At 73.5% G+C, this 20,074-nt stretch carries 19 protein-coding genes; 8 read left to right on the top strand and 11 right to left on the bottom strand.

Annotation, left to right across the window (positions count from 1 at the left end; genetic code table 11):
• Positions 1-72: 72 nt before the first annotated feature.
• Together IF04_RS0109550 and IF04_RS0109545 are read right to left on the bottom strand one after the other, a co-directional pair.
• Positions 73-2,715: a SpoIIE family protein phosphatase gene (locus tag IF04_RS0109550; protein ID WP_078600068.1), complete on the bottom strand. Its 2,643-nt coding sequence runs from the start codon at positions 2,713-2,715 to the stop codon at positions 73-75.
• A 137-nt stretch (positions 2,716-2,852) separates the two neighbouring features.
• The gene (locus IF04_RS0109545) at positions 2,853-3,350 is read right to left on the bottom strand and encodes an HAD family hydrolase (protein ID WP_030253485.1); all 498 of its coding nucleotides are present in this window, start codon (positions 3,348-3,350) and stop codon (positions 2,853-2,855) included.
• Positions 3,351-3,479: 129 nt separating this feature from the next.
• Between IF04_RS0109545 and IF04_RS0109540 the strand changes: the two genes are divergently transcribed.
• Positions 3,480-4,382, top strand: a complete 903-nt coding sequence (locus tag IF04_RS0109540; RefSeq protein ID WP_030253484.1) for an aminoglycoside phosphotransferase family protein — start codon at positions 3,480-3,482, stop codon at positions 4,380-4,382.
• On the opposite strand, the gene IF04_RS0109535 is transcribed toward IF04_RS0109540, so the two are convergent.
• Positions 4,379-5,179 (bottom strand): methyltransferase domain-containing protein, encoded by an 801-nt coding sequence (locus IF04_RS0109535; RefSeq protein ID WP_030253483.1) that lies wholly within the window; start codon positions 5,177-5,179, stop codon positions 4,379-4,381. The two genes, IF04_RS0109540 and IF04_RS0109535, sit on opposite strands and share 4 nt — an antisense overlap.
• Positions 5,180-5,260: 81 nt before the next feature.
• On the opposite strand from IF04_RS0109535, the gene IF04_RS0109530 reads away from it, so the two are divergent.
• The 3 genes from IF04_RS0109530 (at position 5,261) to IF04_RS0109520 (ending at position 8,129) form a co-directional block, all read left to right on the top strand.
• The gene (locus IF04_RS0109530) at positions 5,261-5,719 is read left to right on the top strand and encodes an RrF2 family transcriptional regulator (RefSeq protein WP_030253482.1); all 459 of its coding nucleotides are present in this window, start codon (positions 5,261-5,263) and stop codon (positions 5,717-5,719) included.
• Positions 5,720-5,877: 158 nt separating this feature from the next.
• Positions 5,878-6,825 (top strand): sulfite exporter TauE/SafE family protein, encoded by a 948-nt coding sequence (locus tag IF04_RS0109525; protein WP_245654348.1) that lies wholly within the window; start codon positions 5,878-5,880, stop codon positions 6,823-6,825.
• Positions 6,826-6,833: 8 nt separating this feature from the next.
• Positions 6,834-8,129, top strand: a complete 1,296-nt coding sequence (locus IF04_RS0109520; RefSeq protein WP_051831062.1) for an acyl-CoA dehydrogenase family protein — start codon at positions 6,834-6,836, stop codon at positions 8,127-8,129.
• On the opposite strand, the gene IF04_RS0109515 is transcribed toward IF04_RS0109520, so the two are convergent.
• Genes IF04_RS0109515 through IF04_RS0109505 form a run of 3 tightly spaced genes read right to left on the bottom strand, consistent with a single transcriptional unit; the run spans position 8,101 to position 10,811 of the window.
• Complete coding sequence (locus IF04_RS0109515; RefSeq protein ID WP_030253476.1) at positions 8,101-8,754, bottom strand: phosphoribosyltransferase; 654 nt, start codon at positions 8,752-8,754, stop codon at positions 8,101-8,103. The two genes, IF04_RS0109520 and IF04_RS0109515, sit on opposite strands and share 29 nt — an antisense overlap.
• A gap of 51 nt (positions 8,755-8,805) precedes the next feature.
• Positions 8,806-10,143 (bottom strand): erythromycin esterase family protein, encoded by a 1,338-nt coding sequence (locus IF04_RS0109510; RefSeq protein ID WP_078600066.1) that lies wholly within the window; start codon positions 10,141-10,143, stop codon positions 8,806-8,808.
• A complete protein-coding gene (locus IF04_RS0109505; RefSeq protein ID WP_030253471.1) occupies positions 10,143-10,811 on the bottom strand; it encodes a dienelactone hydrolase family protein in 669 nt (222 codons plus the stop codon). Before IF04_RS0109505 ends, IF04_RS0109510 begins: the two co-directional genes overlap by 1 nt.
• A 200-nt stretch (positions 10,812-11,011) precedes the next feature.
• Between IF04_RS0109505 and IF04_RS0109500 the strand changes: the two genes are divergently transcribed.
• Entirely contained in the window at positions 11,012-12,187 is a 1,176-nt protein-coding gene (locus IF04_RS0109500) for a lactonase family protein (protein ID WP_245654347.1), read from the top strand.
• A 51-nt stretch (positions 12,188-12,238) separates the two neighbouring features.
• On the opposite strand, the gene IF04_RS0109495 is transcribed toward IF04_RS0109500, so the two are convergent.
• From IF04_RS0109495 to IF04_RS0109480, 4 genes are all read right to left on the bottom strand, one after another.
• Positions 12,239-12,472, bottom strand: coding sequence for a hypothetical protein (locus IF04_RS0109495; RefSeq protein WP_030253467.1), 234 nt, complete (start codon positions 12,470-12,472; stop codon positions 12,239-12,241).
• An 87-nt stretch (positions 12,473-12,559) separates the two neighbouring features.
• A complete protein-coding gene (locus tag IF04_RS0109490) occupies positions 12,560-14,488 on the bottom strand; it encodes an ABC transporter permease (RefSeq protein ID WP_030253466.1) in 1,929 nt (642 codons plus the stop codon).
• Positions 14,485-15,294, bottom strand: a complete 810-nt coding sequence (modA, locus tag IF04_RS0109485) for a molybdate ABC transporter substrate-binding protein (RefSeq protein WP_030253465.1) — start codon at positions 15,292-15,294, stop codon at positions 14,485-14,487. The genes IF04_RS0109490 and modA overlap by 4 nt, the downstream gene beginning before the upstream one ends.
• A 17-nt stretch (positions 15,295-15,311) precedes the next feature.
• Positions 15,312-15,707, bottom strand: a complete 396-nt coding sequence (locus IF04_RS0109480; RefSeq protein ID WP_030253464.1) for a TOBE domain-containing protein — start codon at positions 15,705-15,707, stop codon at positions 15,312-15,314.
• Positions 15,708-15,964: 257 nt separating this feature from the next.
• On the opposite strand from IF04_RS0109480, the gene IF04_RS0109475 reads away from it, so the two are divergent.
• On the top strand, positions 15,965-16,801 hold the full coding sequence (locus IF04_RS0109475) for a triphosphoribosyl-dephospho-CoA synthase (protein ID WP_051830963.1): 837 nt from the start codon (positions 15,965-15,967) through the stop codon (positions 16,799-16,801).
• A gap of 26 nt (positions 16,802-16,827) precedes the next feature.
• Here IF04_RS0109475 and IF04_RS0109470 read toward each other — a convergent pair whose 3' ends face one another.
• A complete protein-coding gene (locus tag IF04_RS0109470) occupies positions 16,828-17,565 on the bottom strand; it encodes a PaaX family transcriptional regulator C-terminal domain-containing protein (RefSeq protein WP_245654346.1) in 738 nt (245 codons plus the stop codon).
• 67 nt (positions 17,566-17,632) lie between these two features.
• Here IF04_RS0109470 and IF04_RS0109465 point away from each other — a divergent pair, with 67 nt between their 5' ends.
• Together IF04_RS0109465 and IF04_RS0109460 are read left to right on the top strand one after the other, a co-directional pair.
• The gene (locus IF04_RS0109465; protein WP_030253461.1) at positions 17,633-19,291 is read left to right on the top strand and encodes an acyl-CoA dehydrogenase family protein; all 1,659 of its coding nucleotides are present in this window, start codon (positions 17,633-17,635) and stop codon (positions 19,289-19,291) included.
• The gene (locus IF04_RS0109460) at positions 19,288-20,052 is read left to right on the top strand and encodes a crotonase/enoyl-CoA hydratase family protein (protein ID WP_030253460.1); all 765 of its coding nucleotides are present in this window, start codon (positions 19,288-19,290) and stop codon (positions 20,050-20,052) included. The genes IF04_RS0109465 and IF04_RS0109460 overlap by 4 nt, the downstream gene beginning before the upstream one ends.
• Positions 20,053-20,074 lie beyond the last annotated feature (22 nt).

Raw genomic sequence — 20,074 nt, 5'->3', positions numbered from 1 at the left:
CACGATACGCCGGACGGGACGCCCGGCAGGGAGGAACGGAGGCCCGTGGCACGTGGGGACAGCAACTGCCGGTCAGGTTCGGGGCACTGGGCGGAGGGCGAGAAGGGCGATGTCATCGGCGCTGTCGGCGCTCAGCGCGATGAGCAGTTCGTCGCAGAACACATCGAGGGGTTCGCGTGCCAGGGCGGCGGTGTGCCGAGAGAGCCTGGCCATGGCGTCGTCGAGGGATTCGTCGCGGCGTTCGATGAGGCCGTCGGTGTACAGCAGCACGGTCGAGTGGGCCGGGAGCGGATCCGTGGCCACGGGGCGGGGCATGTCGGGTTCCATCCCGAGCAGCAGACCGGCGCCCCTCTCCAGGTAGCGGGTGCCGCCTTCCCTGGTGGTCAGCAGCGGTGGCAGGTGCCCGGCGGAGGAGTGCTTCAGCTCCCAGGGGCCGTTCTCGGGACCTGCGACAAGAGCGTAGATGCAGGTGGCGGTGGCCTCTCGGTACAAGCTGTGGTTCGCCATGTCCAGGCGGCGCAGGACCTCTCCCGGGGGCTCCTGGCGGTCGATGGCGATGCCCCGCAGCATGCTGCGCAGTTGGCTCATGGCAACGGCCGCCTCCAGGTCGTGCCCGGTGACATCGCCGATGACCAGGGCGGTCCGGCCGTTGGGGAGGACGAAGCCGTCGTACCAGTCGCCGCCGATCTGCGCGGTGGTGGAGGAGGGCGCGTACCGGGCGGCCATCTGCAGGTGGTCGATGTCCGGCAGTACGGGCAGCAGGGAGCGTTGGAGGCGCTCGGCGATCTGCCGGGTCTCCTGATACAGGCGGGCGTTTTCCACTCCCATGGAGAGGCTGCGGACCAGGCCCTCGATCAGGGGCAGGTCTTCATCGGTGAACGAGCGGCCCTCGCCGGTACGGGCCAGGGTCAGGGCGCCGAAGACCGCACCGCGGACCCGGAGCGGAGTGACCATGGCACTGCTTGCGCCCATCCGCTCGAACAGCTGGTAGTAGCGGGTGTCGAGAGAGCTTTCGACCTGGCTCGGTGGTGGGGCCTCGGTGAGCAGCAGTGGGCCGGCTCCGCGCAGCACCCGGGCCAGCGGCCCCCGCGCGGCCTCGGTCACCGGCGGGAGCCGGCCGGCGTATGCCTCGGCGGGCAGTGCCCGGGGGCCGCGGTGGGTGACGCAGACCCGCTCCAACCGGCCGGACTCGTCGAGCAGGTCCACCACGCACCAGTCGGCCAGCCGCTGAGTCAGGATCTTGCACACCCGGTGCAGTCCCTCGTCGAGGTTCGAGGCGCTGCTGAGTGCCTCCCCGATGTCGGTCAGCAGGGAGAGCCGCTGTGCCGGCGCCGACCCGCCGGCTTCCGCACTGCCCGTCGTGGTGAGGATTTCCGTGACGTCCGGCAGTTCCGGACCGCCCGGCTCCTGCGGCGCCACCTGCCGGGGCTCTTCGGAACGGTGCGGCGAGGGGGCGGGGGGAGCTGTCCTGGGGGCGAGCTGGGCGACGAACACGGTGCGGCCGTCGGTCGTCCCCTGGGTCTGGATGAACAGACGGATGGGGACCAACCGGCCGTCCCGGTGCAGTGCCGGGATGGGTACGGAGCGGCCCAGAATGCGCGACTGGCCGGTGAGCAGGAGCGAGTTGAACGCCGCCACGTGGCGTTCCCGCAAGTGCTCCGGGATGAGGACGGTGAGCCGGCGGCCGACCAGTTCGTCCGCTTGCCAGCCGAGCATGTCGGCCGCCGGTCCGTTCACGGCGATGATCCGGTTCTCGTCGTCGGCGGCGATGGTGGGGACCCGGCTGGCCCATACGTGGCTGACGTCGCAGGGCACCAGCTCCGAGGGGCTGGCGCTCGGCTCCCGGGGCACCACGGTCCATGCGGTGGGGGACCCGCCGGTGAGCTGGCTGATGATCTGGTCGAAGAGCCACTGGCGGAAGACGCGGTTCTGCGGGAGTGCCGGCCAGGTGAGGAGCCGCTCGTCCCGGGCCGCCTCCTCGGCCAGGTCGAGCACGTGGCGCAGGGTGAGTACGGCCCTCGTGGCGTCCGCCGGGAGGGACAGGCGCAGCGAGTGGATGTGCGCGGCCGGAGGCTGCTTCGCCAGTTCGGCCGTCATGCACGCGCTGATCATGTTGCTCACGTCGTGCGCGGTGGCGAGGTCTTCCGGACGCACACCGAAGCGCTCACCGGCGGCCGCGGCAAGAGTGAGCTCGCGCAGCAGCGCGTGCCGGTGCTGCTGGGAGGCCAGGTAGAGAGCGCTGGGCAGGTCGACCAGCGTGACGGGGCGGGTGGCACCGGACGGCGGCACAGAGGTCTGCCACTCGGAAGGCGGTGGCGGTCGTCCGTCCAGCCATAGTTCGTACCACACCGTCTTGCGCTCTTCGCCGGTATCGACGCCGTACCGGGATGCCAGCTTCTCGACCACGGCCAGTCCCTGTCCCGGACCGGGGTAGGGCAGGCCCCCCTGTGGCACCACGCCGTAGGACGGCCGATGATCGCTCACCCGTACATGGACCGTATCGTCCCGCGTCCAGGCCGACACCTCGGCCTCCGTGCGCGCATGCAGCACCACGTTGGTCATCAGCTCGCTGACCAGCAGCTCGGCTGTGTCCACCGTCTCAGAGCCGACATCCGCCAGAACGGTCCGCACGAAACGCCGCGCCAGCGCCACACTCTCCGGTTGCGGAGGAAACCTCTGCGAGGGTCCCGCCCCCGGCTGACTGATGTGGTCCATGCGGCCAGTGTGCTTCACGTGGCTGCCGCGTGGCTCTGTCCCTCCACGAGTGTTGGCCGGTGCACCGGCGGAATCCACCAACCGGGTGAGGTTGCAGCGCTCGCCCGGTCACCTGGCCTACGAGGGCCGGGCCGGGGCTAGGCGTTGCCGAGTTGGTCGGCCAGGTCGGGCAGGTCGGCGGCGTGGAGGTCGAATCGGTCCGAGGGGGTGGGCGGGTCGCCTACGGGGCGGGCGATGCAGGCGGTGCGCAGGCCGTGGTGCTGCGCTGCGCGCAGGTCCCAGGCGTGGGCGGCGACCAAGGCGAGGCCCGTCACGGTGTCGGGCCACGGTGGGAGCCGGCGAACCGAGCGGGCCAGCGCCGCCACGGCGGCCGGGTCGTCGACTCCGGCGGCGTCGGCGACGAGCCGGGCGGCTTCCAGGTCGAGGGCGTCGCTGGTGAGGTAGGGGCGGGCGCCGTCGAGGATGCGACGCTGCTCGCGTTCGATGTGCTGCTGCCACAGTGCCAACAGCTGCTCGATCCTGGGCTCGTCGAGCGACGGGTCGAGTGCGCGGATGCCGGCGCGGATACCGGCGGGCTCGTCGACGAGCGTGCCGAGTACATCGAACACGAGGGCATCGATCTCTGACGTTGACATAGTTGGCCGAACGCGGCGGGAAGCCACCTCGATTCCCGCCCCGGGCAAATGAGTTGACGATTCGGGGCGGGCAGCGCTGCCATTGCCGTCGGCGGTATTGGCGATATCGGTGAAGCCCGAGGGGGGCGCATGCGGGACGGCGGGGGCGGGATCGATGTGGGGCTCGTGCGGCGGCTGGTCGGTGCGCAGTTCCCGCGGTGGGCGGGGCTTGCCGTCGAGCCGGTGGATTCGGCGGGTACGTCCAATGCCATGTACCGGCTCGGCGGGGACATGGTCGTGCGGCTGCCGCGCGCCGCGGGTTCCGCCGACGATGTCGCGAAGGAGCACCGGTGGCTGCCGCGGCTCGCCCCGCGGCTGCCGGTCGCCGTTCCGGTACCGCTGGGCAAGGGGGTGCCGGGCGAGGGGTATCCCTGGCACTGGTCCGTCTACCGGTGGCTCCCGGGCCGCACCGAGTCCACCCCTGGACTCGGGCACGATTCGGGCCTCTTCGCCAAGGACCTGGCCGAGTTCGTCGGTGCGCTGCGCCGGATCGACACCGTCGGTGGGCCGCCCTCCTATCGCAGTGAGCCCCTGGCGGCGCGGGACGCCGCGACGCGTGGTGATGTGGAAGCGCTGCGCGGGGTCATCGATACGGAGACGGCGGTCGCCGCGTGGGAGGAGGCGCTGCGGGCGCCCGCGCCGGACGGGCCCGCGGTGTGGATCCACGCGGATCTGCAGCCGGGGAACGTCCTGGTCGAGGACGGGCGGCTGAGCGCCGTCATCGACTTCGGGTGCCTGGGACTGGGCGACGCGGCGGTCGACCTGATCGCGGCGTGGTACCTCCTGCCCGCCGACGCGCGCGACGTCTTCCGTACCGCCGTCGCGGCCGACGACGCGGCCTGGGCGCGGGGGCGCGGCTGGGCGCTGTCGGTCGCCCTCGCCGAGCTGCGGTACTACCGGGTCACGAATCCGGTCATGGCGGCCATCGCCCGGCATGTCATCGAGGAGCTCCTGACCGACCACGCACGCCGCCACGGCGGTACCAGCGCTTAGCCGGTCGGCTTGCGCCCCCACGCCGAGATCAGCGGTGCCGTTGTCAGGTCGAGTTCGCCGGTGGCGATGTTCGCGAGGTGGGTCTCGATCTCCTCGTCGGTGGCGAGTCCCGCGTCGGTCAGGCGGTCGCGGAGCTGCCGTACCGTCGCGGCCTCCAGGGCGCTGCAGGCCGGCGAGGCGATGGGGAAGTACGCGTCGGCCGCGACCTCGGTGAGGCCCGACTCGCGCAGCAGCCGCGGCAGGGTGCGGCCGAACGCCAGGTCCGCGCCGCGCCGCGCGAGCAGTTCGCGGAAGCCGCGCCGCATACGGTTGGCCAGCCGCTGCTCGGGCCCGTATTCGTCCGGGCAGCTCAGCGGCTGCAGCGCCGGGTCGGCGTCCTCCAGTACGAGCAAGCCGCCCGGCCGCAGTGCGCGCACCATCGCTTCGAGGGCGGCCGCGCGCTCGGGTACGTGCACGAGGACCAGCCGGGCGTGCACCAGGTCGAACGGTCCGGTCGGCGGCTCCTCCGTCCCCACGTCGTGCCGCACCACCTCGAACGCGGCGTCCGGTGGCATCCAGGACGTATCGATGTCGGTGGCCAGTACGCGGCCGGCCGGCCCGGTCCGCGCGGCCAGCCAGGCCGGGACGGCGGGGCTGCCGGCCCCGACCTCCCAGCAGTGCCAGCCCTCGGCCACGCCCACGGCCGTCAGGTGCCGGAAGGTGACCGGGTCGAAGAGCTCGGACAGCGCGTCGAAGCGCTGTCCCGCCTCGGACTGCTGGTTGTCGAGGAGGTATCCGTCATCGTTCGCATGCGCCACCCAGCGATCGTAGGACGCGGGGCGCCCCACACCGGCGACGGGCCGCCCGGCGCGCCTCCGGCCGTGCGGGATAATGCGGGTATGCGCATCTCAGCCAGGGCGGACTACTCGGTACGGGCCGCGCTGCAGCTCGCCGTATCCACCGACGACTGCCCGCTGAAGGCCGAGGCCATCGCCGCCGCCCAGGAGATCCCGCACAAGTTTCTCGAAGGCATCCTGAACGACATGCGCCGCAGCGGGCTGGTCCGCAGCCAGCGCGGTGGCAACGGCGGTTACCGGCTGGCCAGGCCAGCCGGGGAGATCAGCATCGCGGAGGTCATCCGCGCGGTGGAGGGGCCGCTGGTGTCGGTGCGCGGTGTCCGGCCGCCGGAGTTGTCGTACACCGGCCCCGCTGAGTCACTGCTGCCGCTCTGGGTCGCGCTGCGCGCCAACGTCCGTCAGATCCTGGACGGGGTATCCCTGGCCGACGTCGCGTCGGCCCAACTCCCGCCGGAAGTACTGGGGTTGACCGAGTCGCCGGAGGCGTGGACGAACCCCTGAGGGGTCTGCAAGCGGCGCACGTCGTCTCATATAGAGAGACTCGTCAGTCCATAAAGTGAACAGCCCCTTGCTACTGAAGACTTTCGCGTCCAGTATCCCTACCAATCCAGTGGGAAACATAGGGAATCTGTGAGGTAGCCGTGCGTACGCTGATCCTGTTGGCCTTGGCCGGGCTCGGGGCCCAACTCGTGGACGGCAGCCTGGGCATGGCCTATGGCGTCACCTCCACGACCCTGCTGCTCGCCGTGGGCACCAACCCCGCGGCCGCGTCGGCCACCGTCCATCTCGCCGAGATCGGCACCACCCTCGCCTCGGGTGCGGCGCACTGGCGCTTCGGCAACGTCGACTGGCGCGTCGTGCTGAAGATCGGTATCCCCGGGGCCGTCGGCGCCTTCGCGGGCGCGACCTTCCTCTCCGCGCTCTCCACCGAGCTCGCGGAGCCGGTGATGGCCCTCCTCCTGCTGGGGCTCGGCCTGTACGTGCTGACCCGGTTCACCCTCTCCGGGCTGCCCACCGGGAACCTCGACAAGCCGCTGCGCAAGCGGTTCCTGTCCCCGCTCGGGCTGGTCGCGGGCTTCCTGGACGCCACCGGGGGCGGCGGCTGGGGGCCGGTCGGCACGCCGGCGATCCTGGCCAGCGGCCGCCTCGAACCCCGTAAGGTCATCGGCTCCATCGACACCAGCGAGTTCCTGGTGGCGGTCGCGGCCAGCCTCGGCTTCCTCGTCGGCCTCGGCTCCGAGGGCGTCAACTGGCTCTGGGCCGTGGCCCTGCTGGCCGGCGGGATCGTCGCCGCGCCGATCGCCGCCTGGCTGGTCCGCCACGTACCGCCGCGCATCCTCGGCTCCGCGGTCGGTGGACTCATCGTGCTCACCAACATCCGCACCCTGCTGCGGAGCGACTGGCTCGGCGCCGGTGACGCGGTCCAGTGGACGGTGTACGGCCTGGTCTACGCGCTGTGGGCGGCCGCCGTCGGGTACTCGGTCAAGGAGCACCGCCGTACCGCATCGACCGCACCTCGGCCCGCGGCCGACACGGCGGACGCGAAGGAAGCGGTGGACACGGCGGATGTCCGGCCCGCCGAAGCCGGTACGACGACGGGACGGTGACCGGCGCGATGGCTCCGTACTCCGCCCGGTGTGCCGTCGCGCCGCCGCCGGCCACCGGGCAGCAGGACGGCGACGGCATCTGGCCGCGCGCCGTCCGGGAGCTCGCCGACGACCTCGCCGTCGACGCGAGCGCCCGGGACCGGGCGGGCAAGCCGCCGTTCGAGGAGGTCTCCCGGCTGCGCGAGGCCGGACTGCCGGGCTTCCTCGCGCCACCCGGCCCGGGCGGGCGCGGCACCGACTGGGGTACCGCGTGCGCTGCCGTACGGGAGATCGCGGCGGCCGACAGTTCCGTCGCCGAACTCCTCGCCCGCCACTACGTGTTGTCCTGGGGCCCGCGGCTCTTCGGCTCGCCGGAGCACGCAGCCCGCGTCGAGTCCCGGGCGGCGCGCGAGCGGTGGCTCTGGGCCGGCAGCACCGAGGCGCCCGGCACACCGGCCGGTGCCGGGCTGCTGCTCACGCCCGTGGGGAAGAAGGCGGGGCGGAAGTACGTACTGAATGGGCAGCGTGGCCTTGCTGCCGGCGCGGGTGTCGCCGATCGGCTCCTCCTGTCGGCAGTGCATGCCGACAGTGGCGAGTCGGTGATCGTGGTCGTGGACCCGGCGTTCACCACCGTGTGTCCGGAGGCTCCCGAAGGGCGGCTCGGCCAGCGGCTCACCGGGGCCGCCACCGTGGGCTTCGAGGACGTGCCGGTGGCGGCCGGGCAGGTGCTCGGCACCGTCCCGGGCGACGAGTACACCGTCTCCCCCTACACCGCGCTCGCCCCGCTCGCCCTCCGCCTCATCCTGCTGCACGTCGGGCTGGGCAATGCCGAGGGTGCCCTGGCCGAGGCGCGGGACATCAGCCGGGTGGCGCCGGGCGTCCATCCGTACACCGACACCGGCAGCGGCGAGTACGCGACGGCGCCCGGCGAGGACCCCTATCTGCTGCTCGCCTACGGCGAGTTGGCGACCTCGGCACACAGCGCGTCGTCCGTCGTCGGCCACGCGACGGACGCGATGGCGCAGGGTCTCCTGATCGGCCCGGGGCTCGGCCCCGACGAACGCGCGGAGATCGCCTTCCTCGTGGCCGCCGCCGAGGCCGTCGCCACCGAGTCGGCGCTGCACATCACCACACGCGTCCTCGAACTCACCGCCGGAACCCCGGCCCACTCCCCCGCGACCGACCCCGGGTTCGACCGCTTCTGGCGCAACGCCCGCGCCCTCACCACCCGCAGCTCCCCCGCTCACCGCCTCCGGGACATCGGCGCCCACTACCTCAACGGCGCACGCGCCGACCTCATGTGGCCGCCCGCAGCGCTTCGATGACGTGCTCGTCCGAGACCTGGGTGAAGTCCTCGTACCACTCGCCGACCGCGCGGAAGTCCGGGGGCTTGCTCAGACAGACGACCTCGTCGGCCTCCTGGGACAGCGCGGCGGCGGTGGTCGGGGAGGCGACCGGTACGGCGAGGACGACGCGAGCGGGGCCGCGGCGGCGCAGATTGCGCAGGGCTGCCGTGGCCGTCATGCCGGTGGCCAGGCCGTCGTCGACGAGGATCACCGTGCGGCCGGTGAGGACGAGTTCGGGGCGTTTGCCGCGGTAGAGGTCCTCGCGGCGGTGCAGTTCGGTGCGCTCGCGGGCGACGTCGGCGGCCAGCTCGTCCTCGGCCAGGCCGAGGAACTGCAGGGCGCGGCGGTCGAAGACCGGTGGGTCCTCGCCCGCGAGGGCGCCGACGGCCAGTTCACGCTGGCCCGGGGCGCCGATCTTGCGGGCGATGAAGACGTCCAGCGGCGCACCCAGGTCGCGGGCGATCTCGGCGGCTACGGGCACCCCGCCGCGCGGCAGGGCCAGTACGAGGGGCCCGTCCGGCGCGTCGGGCCGGTCCACCGTGAGGTGCTGCCGCAGCCGCTGCGCGAGCTGCCGGCCGGCGTCTCTTCGGTCCGTGAAGCGCATTGGCTGTCTCCTTGACGACTGAGGCGGTCGGACTAGGTGGGTGACGAGCGGTCATTGGCCGGTGGGCCAGGTCTCCTCCTCGCCGGTATCGGCCGGGTGCTGCCGGGGCAGCGGGGTGAGCGCCCGGGTGGCGTCCAGGAAGAGGAACGCGTCGTACCGCTCGTCGAGCACGGTCGGGACATAGTTGCCCCACTTCTCGCGCTCCGGGCGGTAGACCACGCCGATGGCCCGGTGGTCGCGCGGCAGCCGCGTCCAATGGCCGGGGCCCGCGGCCGGCTGTTCGCCGGGCGTGCCGGGCGCCGGGGTGAGCAGGAAGAGCGCCGCGCCGCCGGGCAGGGCCCGGTGCAGCAGCTCCTCGGTACTGCCGGGCCGGGCGGCGGGCACCGTCATGGTCTGCGGCGGGGCGCCCCAGCTCTCGCCCGTCGTCACCGTGCCCTCGTAGGACCCGAATCCGATGAGGACCACGCCGTCGGCCGCATGTCGCTCGCGCACCAGCTGCCCGACGTTGACCAGCCCCGCCTCGGCCATGTCGGTGGCGCGGGCGTCCCCGACGTGTGTGTTGTGTTCCCACACCACCGCCTTGGCGTCCGGGCCGTGATGGGCCATCAGGCGGTCGAGGGTGTCCGCCATGTGGTGGTCGCGCACGTTCCACGAGTCGGGGCCGCCGCGCACCATCGCCCGGTAGTACCGTTCGGCCCCGGCCAGTACCTCGGCGTTCTGCCGCGCCGCGAGGTCGGCCAGGCTCCCGTCCGCGGCCTTCGCCCGCTGCGCCCGTTCGCGGACCGCGACCAGCAGCCGGATCACCTCGGGCTCGCAGCCGCTGGGCACCATGCGCGTGGCCAGCGCATAGCTCTGCGGGTCCTCCTCGTAGGGCTCGAAGCAGCGGTACGCCTCCAGGGCCTGCTCCACCTGCCCGGGGTCGTGCTCCCGCAGATGGTCCAGTACGGCGTCCAGGGACTCCCACAGGCTGTAGACGTCCAGTCCGTAGAAGCCGACGCGCCGGCCGGGCGGCAGCGCATCGTTGTGGGCGCGCAGCCAGCGGGCGAAGCGGGCCACGTCGGTGTTGGCCCACATCCAGGCCGGCCAGCGGCGGAATTCCGCCAGCGCGTCGGCCGGGTCGGCGGGCGCGCCGGGCGCACCGGTGACCGAGCAGTGCACGTCCTGGCAGTCCGGCCAGTCGCCCTCCACCGCGACGAAGGAGAAGCCCTTCTCGGTGATCAGACGGCGGGTCAGCTCGGCGCGCCAGTGGTAGAACTCGGCCGTACCGTGCGACGCCTCGCCCACCAGGACGTACCGCGCGTCGCCGATCCGCTCCAGCAGCGGGTCCAGTGACTGGGGGCCGGTCAGGGGCCGGGCGCGGGCGGTGATCTCGGCGAGGTCCGTGCTCATCAGGTGCCCAGCTCGCGCGGTTCCTCCCCCGGGGCGAGGAACCAGTCCCGTGCCGCGACGGCGACCTGGTCGAGCGCACCGGATTCCGGGAAGAGGTGGGTGGCGCCGGGGACGACGTGAAGGTGGCACGGCGCGGAGAGCTCGGCGGCGGCCTGCCGGTTCAGGTCCAGTACGGATTCGTCGTGGCCGCCGACGATCAGCAGGACGGGAGCCTGTACTCGCTGGAGTGCGTCGCCCGCCAGGTCGGGGCGGCCGCCGCGGGAGACGACCGACGCCACCCGTTCGGGGCGGGCGGCGGCGGCCACCAGGGCCGCGGCCGATCCCGTACTGGCGCCGAAGAGGTGCGGCCGCAGCCGCTCGGTGACCGGGTGGGTGCCGAGCCAGTCGACCGCCGCGACCACCCGCTCGCCGAGCAGCGGGATGTCGAAGCGGTGCTCGCGGGTCACCTCGTCGACCCGGTCCTCCTCTTCCGTCAGCAGGTCCATCAGCAGGGTGCCCAGGCCGGATGCTTCCAGGTAGGCGGCGACGCCGCGGTTGCGCGGGCTGTGCCGGGAACTCCCGCTGCCGTGCGCGAAGACGACGACCCCGTGGGCCGGTTCGGGTACCCGCAGGTCGCCCGTCAGGGCAGCGCCGCCGGCCGGTACGGACACCGATTCTTCGAAGGTCATCGGACTGCCTTCCGCTCTCTCGCTTGCGTGCTCTCGCCTGCGGACACGGGTAGCCCTCTACGGAAGATCGTACGCTTCCCGGCGAAGCGGGCAAACGAACCGCTCCGGACCGGGCGGTGCCGGGGTCTTGTCAGCACCGGTGGTATGGACCACTCTGGCTGCCGTCCCGCGCCCCGATCATGAGATCCCGAGGTGTTGCCATGAATGACCGCATGCCGGAGTCGGAGCACGGGCCCGCTGGGCGGCTCCGCCGCCGCGGCTTCCTCGGTGCGCTGGCGGCGGGGGCGACGGCCACCCTCGGTCAGCAGAGCGCCGTCGCCGCACCGGCCGCCGCGACCCGCCCGCTCTTCCTCGGCACGTACACCTCGCAGCCGGGCGGCGGCAGCGGCGTGGGGCTGGCGGCATACCACCCGGTGACCGGCAGGATCACCGGCACCGGCGTGCTCACCGGCGTCGCCGACCCCTCCTATCTGGCCCTCTCCCCCGACCGGCGGACCCTCTACGCGGTCCAGGAGAACGCGGACGGCGCGGTCACCGCGGTCCGGCTCGCCGCCGACGGCGCACACCGCGTACTGGGCAGCCGCTCCACCGGCGGCGCCGGGCCCTGCCATCTGTCGGTACATCCGAGTGGCCGCTGGCTGCTGAGCGCCAACTACCTCTCCGGCAGCGTCGCCGTGCATCCCGTCGACCCGGCGACGGGCGCGCTCGGCGAGCGCACCGCCCTGGTGACGCATTCCGCGCCACCGCCCGGCCCCGGGCAGGGCGGGCCGCACGCGCACCAGATCGTCACCAGCCCCGACGGCAGCCACGTCCTCGCCGTCGATCTGGGCAACGACACCGTCTACAGCTACCGGCTGGACCCGCTCGCGGGCACCCTGAGCCAGGTGTCCACCGCGTCGCTGCGCCCGGGCGCCGGCCCGCGCCACCTCACCTTCCACCCCGGCGGCCGATGGGCCTACCTCGCGAACGAGCTCGACAACACGGCGGTGGTGTGTGCGTACGACCCCGCCACCGGCCGGCTCACGCCCGGCGCCCCGCAGTCCACCGGGACCGGCCCCGGCACCAGTTACCCGGCGCAGTTCCTGGTCACCCCCGACGGCCGGTTCGGCTACCTGGCCAACCGTGGTCACAACAGCCTGACCCGGTATGCCGTCGAGGACCGCGGCGCCCGGCTGCGGCTGCTGGACACCGTGCCGGTCGGCGGCGACTTCCCGCGCCACATCGCCTTCTCGCCGGACCACCGGCTGCTGTTCGCGGGAAACCAGCGCTCGCATACGGTCACGGTCTTCCGCGTCGACCCGCGCTCGGGTCAACTGCGGCCCACGGGCGAGCCGTTCGAGGCGCCGATGCCGGTGTGCGTACTGCCGCTGCAGTAGTGGGGCCGGGCGGTTCCCGCCTGGAACCGCCCGGCCCGTGGTCCTCGGCCCTCAGCTGCCGAGCCGGCTGCTCAGCAGCTGCTTGCCCAGTTCGGCACCCTTGCGGCTGTCGGCCTGCGCCTTACGGAACAGCTCCACCAGCTCGGTGTCCTTGTCCCGCTCCGCGTCCTGGATGTACGTCTCCATCCGCAGAGCGTTGTCCAGACATGTCTGCGTGTACCAGAGCAGGTTGTAGTTCTTGTCCTTGGTGCCGGTGACGTCGCCGGTTTCGTGACTGCTGGTCATGGTTGATTGACCTCCGCGTCGTGGACTGGCGTCCGTTGCGGGTTTCCGCCGCCCGCCGCTCCAAACTCGCGGACACATGACGGTACGTCACACCGGTACGAGTGTGACCTCCGTGGCCTTCACGCTGATCCAGACGTCCGTGCCGTCGCGGAGGTCCAGTTCGGCGGCGGCCTGGTGGGTGATCTCGGCGACGAGATCGGGGACTTCCGGGGAGCCGACGAGGACGCGCAGCCGGCTGCCGGCGGCCGTGAGTTCACGGACCCGGCCGGGCCAGACGTTGCGCGGGCTGCCGCCGGGGCGGACGCGGTGCACGGACACCGCCTCGGGGCCGATGATCGCGAGCGCTTCGGTGCCCTTCTCCAGCGGCTCGGCCGCGGTGAGCCGGCCGGGGCGGTCCGCGAGGGCGAGGCCGTCGGCGGTGGCCGTGCCGGGCCAGGCGTTGCGGCCGAGCATCCGGGCCACCCAGGGCGAGCGGGGGTGCCGGGAGACCTCGGCGGGCGCGGCGTCCTGGAGGGTGGTGCCGCCCTGGAGTACCAGTACCCGGTCGGCCAGCGAGACCGCCTCGACCGGGTCGTGGGTGACGAGCAGACAGACGCCGCGGAAGCCGGCGAGGTGCTGCCGCAGGGTGTGCCGGACGTGTGCGCGGGTGGTCTGGTCGAGGGCGGCGAGCGGCTCGTCGAGGAGGAGCAGCCGGGGTCCGGCCGCCAGTGCCCTGGCCAGTGCGACCCGGCCGGCCTGCCCCCCGGACAGGCCGGCCGGACGGCGGTGTGCGAGGTGGCCGACGCCGAGCCGGTCCAGCCACTGCTGGGCGGCGCGGCGGGCCTCCGCACGGCGTACGCCGCGGGCGCGGAGTCCGTACGCGGTGTTGCCGAGGGCGGTGAGATGCGGGAAGAGCGCGCCGTCCTGCGGCACCCAGGCGACGCCGCGGCGGTGCGGCGGCAGGGCGGTGACGTCGTTGTCCCCGAGGGTCAGCGCGGCGTGGGCGCGCGGGGTGAGCCCGAGGAGCGCGCGCAGCAGGGTGGTCTTGCCCGCGCCGTTGGGGCCGACGACGGCGATGGTGGTACCGGGACCGGCGTCGAGCGTGAGGCGGGTGAAACCAGTGACGTCGGCGTGCAGCGGCCAGGCGGGCGCGTCCGCCGGGAGCTCCTCGGAGGGCACCTCCGGCAGCGCGTCGGCGGGCGGGGTGTCCGTGCCCGGCTCGGCGGTTCCGGTACGTGCCTTCGCCGTGGCGCCCACCGACCAGCGCCCGCGCAGTGCGACCAGTACGGCCATCGCGACGGCCAGGAGCAGCAGCGAGACCGAGGTCGCGGCCTCCGGGCTGTCCTGGAGCAGCAGATAGACCTGGAGCGGCAGGGTCTGGGTGACGCCCGGGAGGTTGCCGGCGAAGGTGATCGTGGCGCCGAATTCGCCCAGCGCGCGGGCCCAGGTGAGCGCGGCGCCGGCGGCCAGTCCGGGAGCGACCATGGGCAGGGTGACGGTGCAGAAGACGCGGAAGGGGCCCGCGCCGAGGGAGGCCGCGGTCTCCTCGTACCGGGCGTGCAGCCCGGCCAGCGCGCCCTCCAGGCTGATCACCAGGAACGGCATCGACACGAACGTCGCGGCGATGACCGCGCCGGAGGTGTGGAACGGCAGTTGGACGCCGAACCAGTCCTCCAGTACCCCGCCCAGCAGTCCGCGCCGCCCGAAGCCGAGCAGCAGCGCGACGCCGCCCACGGTCGGCGGCAGCACCATCGGCAGCAGGACCAGCGAGCGGACCAGCGCCTTGCCGGGGAAGTCCACCCGGGCCAGCAGCCAGGCGAGCGGCACGCCCAGCAGCAGCGAGAGCCCCAGCGCCCAGCACGAGACGGTCAGCGAGAGCCACATCGCGTCCGTGACACCGGGCGCCGTCAGGTGTGTACCCAGGTCGGACCAGGTCGTACGGGCCAGGACGCCGGCCAGCGGGACGAACAGGAACGCCACGGCCAGCACGGCGGGTACGGCCAGCGCGAGCGGTGCCCGGCGCACGGAGGGTCTCATGGCTTCTGGAACCCCGCGTCGCGCAGAATCTGCTGCGCCTTCGCCGACCGCAGCCACTTCACGAAGGAGTCGGCCTGCTTCTTGTGTTCGGAGACCTTGAGGGTGGCGGCCGGGTAGGCAGCGACGGCGTTCTGGTCGTCGGGGACCGACACCGCGTCGACCTTGTCGGGGGCGGTCTTCGCGTCCGTGGCGTACACGATGCCCGCGTCGGCCTCGCCGAGCTCCACCTTGCTGAGCACGCCGCGCACGTCCTGCTCCTGCGAGACCGGCTGCACCTTGAGGTGCTGCTTGTCCAGCACCTGCTGGCTGTAGCGGCCGACGGGGACCTCGGGCGCGGCGAGCACGACCTTGAGCTTGCTGTCGGTGAGGTCCTTGAGCTCCATCACCTTCTTGGGGTTGCCCTTGCCGGTGGCGATGACCAGGCGGTTGTGGGCGATGGTGACCGGGGTGCCGGTCCGGCCCTTGAGGCCGTCCATGGTCTTGGTGTCGGCCGTGACCAGCGCGTCCGCCGGGAAGTCCTGCTCGACCTGGGCGGCCAGCTGCTGCGAGCCGGCGTAGGAGAACTTCACGATCGTGTCGGGGTGCGCCTTCTCGTACGCGGCGCCGGCCTTCTTGAAGACGTCGGTGAGCGAGGCTGCGGCGAGCACCTTGATCGTGGTCTTCTGGCCGCCGCCGGACGCCTCGTCGCTCTTGCCGCCGCCGCAGCCGGCGGCGAGGGGCACGATCAGGGCGGCGCAGAGCGCGGTGGCCGCGGCGGTGCGCCGACGGCCGGTCGTACGGAAGCGGGTCGTACGGGGGCGGGGCATGGCGGACTCCTCGGGGCTCAGACCCGGTCGATGTGGACGTTGGTCGACTTCACGCGCGCTGTGGCCTGCATGCCGACCTCCAGCCCCAGCTCTTCCACCGCTTCCCTGGTCAGCAGTGAGACCAGGCGGTGCGGGCCCGCCTGGATCTCCACCTGCGCAGCGACGTCGCCGAGCTTGATCGCGGTGACGATGCCGGGGAAGGCGTTGCGCACGGAAGTGGCGGCGGGCTCGTCCTCGCCGGAGCCGCTCCTGGCGAGCTCGGTGGAGAACGCGGCCAGGTCACGGCCGTCGATCAGCCGGCGGCCGGCCTCGTCCCGATGGGTGGGGACCTTGCCGGCGTCCGCCCAGCGGCGCGCCGTGTCGGCACTGACGCCGAGCAGCCGGGCCGCCTGGCCGATCGTGTAGGACTGCATGTGCGGCACGCTATGGCAGATGCCCTCTCACCTGCAAGGAAGACTGTGGTTTGGGCTTAGCAGATGCGAGCCGGGTAGTGCGATCGCACAAGATCACACACGCGAGGGCTCCTCGCGAGCGCCGCGAAAGGGGGACATAAGGGCCGGACATCCGGGACGAAAGTCCCGCGTACCAGGTCGTCGCGGGCGGCATCACAGGCTCGGGACGCGCTCAGCGCCCCGCCACCCACCGACCCGTACGACGGAAGGCCCCGACGATGCTCAGGCCAGCGCCGACCTCGCCCGCCCGCCTCGCTCCCCCCGTCACCCCGCACCTCCTCGCGGATCTCGCGGTGGCCGCGTGCACGGCACGCGCCCGGCTGCCACGGATCCCCGACGCGGGCGCGCCGCACGACCCCGCCGCCGAACTCCGCTCCATACCGGCGCTCCGCCCGGTCTTCGCCGCGGTGGCCGAGACCGCCGACGGCCGCCGCCTCGACCGCCACCTGCGCGCCGAGCTCGGCCGGCTCGGCGAACAGCTCCCGGAAGAGGCCGCGGGGCACCGGGGCGAGCTGTGGGCCGTCGGCCTGCTCGTCGCGGGCGCCGCCGCCACCGGCTGCCGCTCGGGCTACACCGCCTGCGCGGCGGCCGCGACGCTGGCCCGGATGCCGTACGACGGCACACCCAAGCCCATCGAGACACCGGGCGGCCGCGCCCGGCTGCACTTCCACGTACCGGGCGCGACCGGCCAGGCCGGGTCCGGATTCCCGCACGTGCGGCGGGTGGCGCTGCCCGCGCTGCGCGAGTCCCGGGCGCACGGCAGGCCCGAGATCGCCGCGCGGATGGACGCGCTGCTCACGCTGATGGCGACGCTCGACGACACCGCCCTGCTGCACGAGGGCGGGCCCGCGGCGCTGCTGTCGGTCCAGATGGACGCCCGGGACGTGGTGCGGGCCGGCGGCTACGGCTGCCCGGCGGGCCAGGAGGCCCTGGACCGGCTGCACCTGCGGATGCGCGACCCGCTGCTGACCCCGCGCGGCAGCCACGCGGTACTGTCCGCCGCGCTGTTCCTGGACTTCACGTTCGGTACGGACGGCCTGACACCGGGGCCGTGAGCGGCACCGCCGACCTCCCTCCTCCCTCAGCCCTCTGCGTGGCGGCGGAGCAGCTCGCTCAGCTCCGCCTCGAACTCCCCGTAGCGGGCGCGGAGTTCGCGCCCCGGCCAGTCTCCGGGCAGCAGCGCGCCCGGGAGGAGGGGGTCGGCGAGGAGGTGGCGGAGGATCGCGGCGGAGACGGTGAAACGGTCGGCGGGGGTGGCGGCCCGGCCGAGCTCCGCGAGCAGGGCGCGGGCCCGCGCCGACCAGCCGGCCAGATCCCACAGCCGGCCGGCGAGCGCCGCGGGGTCGCCGTCGGGCGTGCCGGTCAGCCAGGTGCACTGCTCGACGGCGACGGCGGGCCGCGGCCGGTCGAGGTTGGCGGGCCGCAGCCAGCTCCCCTCGCGCAGCTCGCCGAGCCGGAGCGCCGCCATGGCCTGCCGCAGCGCGGTGCGGTCCGCGGCGGTACGCGGCTCGGCGCCCGCGACCAGCGCGATCTCCCAGTCGCCCGCCCAGGGCACGGTGCGCGGTGCGCGGCTCTCGTCCTGCCGGGCCTGGCGCTCCAGGAGCCGCGCGGTCAGCCCGTACGAGCCGTCGCTCTGCCGCAGGTCACCGGCCGCGACCATGCGCGAGAGGGCGACACGGACGGTGCCCTCGGCGATCCCGAAGAGCTCGCCGACCCGGACCAGTGCGCGCGCGGGCAGCCGGGGCGGGTGGTGCCCGAGGAGCGTGCTCAGCACGACGGAGCGCGCGGTGAGCGGCCGCAGGGCGAGGCGTGGATCCATGGCAGCCATCCTGACATGCGCCCTTACACTCTTCCATCACACGTACGGCAACTGTAATGTCGGCCGTATGACGGACACCCATGAAGTCCTGAATCAGGCGCCGCCGCTCACCGGATTCAGCGCGGCGGACGACCCGGCCCTGCTGGCGGCGCTGCACCGGGAGGGTGCCGAGTGGGGTGAGCGCGAGGTGCAGGTGCTGGGCGCGCTGGCCGGCTCGGCGGAGGTGCAGGAGCTGGCGCGGATGGCGGAGGAGCAGCCGCCGAAGCTGCACACGCACGACCGGTACGGCCACCGGGTGGACGAGGTGGAGTTCCACCCGGCGTGGCACGAGCTGATGACCGTGGCGGTGGAGCAGGGCCTGCACGCCGCGCCGTGGGCCGAGAACCGCCCCGGCGGCCATCTCGTGCGGGCCGCGAAGTTCTACGTGTGGTCGCAGGCCGAGCCGGGCCACGGCTGCCCGATTTCGATGACGTACGCGGCGGTCCCGGCGCTGCGGGCCTCGCCCGCGCTGGCCGCTGAGTACGAGCCGCTGCTCGCGGCCCGTACGTACGACTTCGGGCTGCGGCCGCCGCTGGGCAAGGCCGGGCTGATCGCCGGCATGTCGATGACGGAGAAGCAGGGCGGCTCGGACGTACGGGCCAACACCACCCGGGCGGTGCCCACCGGGGACGGCACATACCGCATCACCGGCCACAAGTGGTTCACCTCCGCGCCGATGAGCGATGTGTTCCTGACGCTGGCGCAGACGGAGGAGGGGCTGACCTGCTTCCTCCTCCCCCGTGTGCTGCCGGACGGCACCCGCAACCGCTTCCACCTGATGCGGCTGAAGGACAAGCTGGGCAACCGCTCCAACGCCTCCTCCGAGGCCGAGTACGACGAGGCGGTGGCCTGGCCGGTGGGCGAGCCGGGGCGCGGGGTGCGGACCATCGTGGAGATGGTCAATATGACCCGGCTGGACTGTGTGCTCGGCTCGGCCGCCGGAATGCGGGCCGGGCTGCGGCAGGCGCTGCACCACACCGCACACCGCCGGGCCTTCGGCCGGGAGCTGGCCGACCAGCCGCTGATGCGGTCGGTGCTGGCGGACCTCGCGATCGAGTCGGAGGCGGCGACGACGCTGGGGCTGCGGCTGGCGGCGGCGGTGGACCGGGCACAGGCGGGCGACGCCGCCGAGGGCGCGCTGCGCCGCCTCGCCCTCGCGGCGGGCAAGTACTGGGTGTGCAAGCGCGGCGCGACGCACGCGGCGGAGGCCCTGGAGTGCCTGGGCGGCAACGGCTACGTCGAGGAGTCGGGGATGCCCCGGCTGTACCGGGAGGCCCCGCTGCTCTCCATCTGGGAGGGCTCGGGCAATGTCGCGGCGCTGGACGTGCTGCGCGCGCTTTCCAAGGAACCGGCCGGTCTGGAGGCGTACTTCGCCGAGGTGGAGTCGGCGGCGGGTGCCGACCCGCGGCTGGACGCGGCGGTGGCGCGGCTGAAGGCGATGCTGCCGGAGCTGGCCGATCCGGAGCGCGCCCAACTGCTGGCCCGTACGCTCGCGGAGCGGCTGACGCTGGTACTCCAGGGCGCGCTGCTGGTCCGGCACAGCGATCCGGCGGTCGCGGACGCGTTCTGCGCCTCGCGGCTGGGCGGCGAGTGGGGCCACGCCTTCGGCACCCTGCCGGCCGGCGCCGACCTGGGCGCCGTACTGGCCAGGACGCGCGTCAAGTCACCCGCCGAGGTGGCGGGTTGAGCCCGGTACGGGTCGAGCGGCAGGGCGCGGTGACCACGGTCGTACTGTCCCGGCCGGTGGCCCGTAACGCCGTGGACGGGGTGATGGCTCGTCAGCTCGCCGACGCCTTTCGGGAGTTCGAAGCGGACGAGGCGGCGTCGGTGGCGGTGCTGTGGGGCGAGGGCGGCACGTTCTGCGCGGGTGCCGACCTCAAGGCGATGGGCACCGGGCGCGGCAACCGTGTGGCGCCGGACGGCGACGGGCCGATGGGTCCGACCCGGATGCGGCTGTCCAAGCCGGTGATCGCGGCGGTCAGTGGTTACGCGGTGGCCGGCGGCCTGGAGCTGGCGCTCTGGTGCGATCTGCGGGTGACCGAGGAGGACGCGGTCTTCGGGGTGTTCTGCCGTCGCTGGGGCGTGCCGCTGATCGACGGCGGCACGGTCCGGCTGCCGCGGCTGATCGGCGAGAGCCGGGCGATGGACCTGATCCTCACCGGCCGCCCGGTGCCCGCCACCGAGGCGCTGGAGATGGGGCTCGCCAACCGGGTGGTGCCGAAGGGGCGGGCCCGGGAGGAGGCCGAGCGGCTGGCGGCGGAGCTCGCCCGCTTCCCGCAGGAGTGCCTGCGCGGCGACCGGGCCTCGGTGACCGAGCAGGCCGGGATGACGGAGGCGGACGCGATGGCCGCCGAATTCCGGTACGGCCAGCAGTCCCTGGCCCACGCCGCCGAGGGCGCCGCGCGCTTCGCGTCGGGCGCAGGGCGGCACGGCGCCATGGAGGTCTGAGTACCGGTGTCCGTGGGATCGG

This window comes from Streptomyces violens (genome assembly GCF_000717745.1).
Classification (GTDB): Bacteria; Actinomycetota; Actinomycetes; order Streptomycetales; family Streptomycetaceae; genus Streptomyces; species Streptomyces violens.
This window is presented reverse-complemented; position numbering and strand designations above follow the sequence as displayed.

Bases quoted from the DNA above. Each gene is read 5' to 3' on its own strand.
- IF04_RS0109550 (WP_078600068.1), bottom strand. From the start codon at position 2,715: ATGGACCACATCAGTCAGCCGGGGGCGGGACCCTCGCAGAGGTTTCCT.
- IF04_RS0109545 (WP_030253485.1), bottom strand. From the start codon at position 3,350: ATGTCAACGTCAGAGATCGATGCCCTCGTGTTCGATGTACTCGGCACG.
- IF04_RS0109540 (WP_030253484.1), top strand. From the start codon at position 3,480: ATGCGGGACGGCGGGGGCGGGATCGATGTGGGGCTCGTGCGGCGGCTG.
- IF04_RS0109530 (WP_030253482.1), top strand. From the start codon at position 5,261: ATGCGCATCTCAGCCAGGGCGGACTACTCGGTACGGGCCGCGCTGCAG.
- IF04_RS0109520 (WP_051831062.1), top strand. From the start codon at position 6,834: ATGGCTCCGTACTCCGCCCGGTGTGCCGTCGCGCCGCCGCCGGCCACC.
- IF04_RS0109515 (WP_030253476.1), bottom strand. From the start codon at position 8,754: ATGCGCTTCACGGACCGAAGAGACGCCGGCCGGCAGCTCGCGCAGCGG.
- IF04_RS0109510 (WP_078600066.1), bottom strand. From the start codon at position 10,143: ATGAGCACGGACCTCGCCGAGATCACCGCCCGCGCCCGGCCCCTGACC.
- IF04_RS0109505 (WP_030253471.1), bottom strand. From the start codon at position 10,811: ATGACCTTCGAAGAATCGGTGTCCGTACCGGCCGGCGGCGCTGCCCTG.
- IF04_RS0109500 (WP_245654347.1), top strand. From the start codon at position 11,012: ATGAATGACCGCATGCCGGAGTCGGAGCACGGGCCCGCTGGGCGGCTC.
- IF04_RS0109495 (WP_030253467.1), bottom strand. From the start codon at position 12,472: ATGACCAGCAGTCACGAAACCGGCGACGTCACCGGCACCAAGGACAAG.
- IF04_RS0109490 (WP_030253466.1), bottom strand. From the start codon at position 14,488: ATGAGACCCTCCGTGCGCCGGGCACCGCTCGCGCTGGCCGTACCCGCC.
- modA (WP_030253465.1), bottom strand. From the start codon at position 15,294: ATGCCCCGCCCCCGTACGACCCGCTTCCGTACGACCGGCCGTCGGCGC.
- IF04_RS0109480 (WP_030253464.1), bottom strand. From the start codon at position 15,707: ATGCAGTCCTACACGATCGGCCAGGCGGCCCGGCTGCTCGGCGTCAGT.
- IF04_RS0109475 (WP_051830963.1), top strand. From the start codon at position 15,965: ATGCTCAGGCCAGCGCCGACCTCGCCCGCCCGCCTCGCTCCCCCCGTC.
- IF04_RS0109470 (WP_245654346.1), bottom strand. From the start codon at position 17,565: ATGGATCCACGCCTCGCCCTGCGGCCGCTCACCGCGCGCTCCGTCGTG.
- IF04_RS0109465 (WP_030253461.1), top strand. From the start codon at position 17,633: ATGACGGACACCCATGAAGTCCTGAATCAGGCGCCGCCGCTCACCGGA.